General features: G+C 60.3%; 1 protein-coding gene. It reads left to right on the top strand.

Annotated features, from left to right (window positions below):
- Positions 1-428, top strand: a 428-nt coding sequence (locus QMX98_RS34875; RefSeq protein WP_282412098.1) for an AMP-binding protein, incomplete at both ends; no start/stop codon positions are given.

Genomic DNA, 428 nt, shown 5'->3' with positions numbered 1-428 from the left:
AAGAAGATCCCGCTCAAGTCCAACGTCGATGACGCGCTGACCAACCCGGAAACCAGCAGCATCCAGAAAGTCATCGTGTGCAAGCGCACCGGTGGCAACATCAAGTGGAACCAGCATCGCGACATCTGGTACGAAGACCTGATGAAAGTGGCGGGCAGTGTCTGCGCGCCGAAAGAGATGGGTGCTGAAGAAGCGCTGTTCATCCTTTACACCTCCGGTTCGACTGGCAAGCCCAAGGGCGTGCAGCACACCACCGGCGGTTACTTGCTGTACGCCGCCATGACCCACGAGCGCGTGTTCGACTACCGCCCGGGCGAAGTTTACTGGTGCACCGCCGACGTCGGCTGGGTCACTGGCCACAGCTATATCGTCTACGGCCCATTGGCCAACGGCGCGACCACGCTGCTGTTCGAAGGCGTGCCGAACTA

It is taken from the genome of Pseudomonas sp. PS02303, from assembly GCF_029959925.1.
GTDB lineage: Bacteria > Pseudomonadota > Gammaproteobacteria > Pseudomonadales > Pseudomonadaceae > Aquipseudomonas > Aquipseudomonas mandelii.
This window is presented reverse-complemented; position numbering and strand designations above follow the sequence as displayed.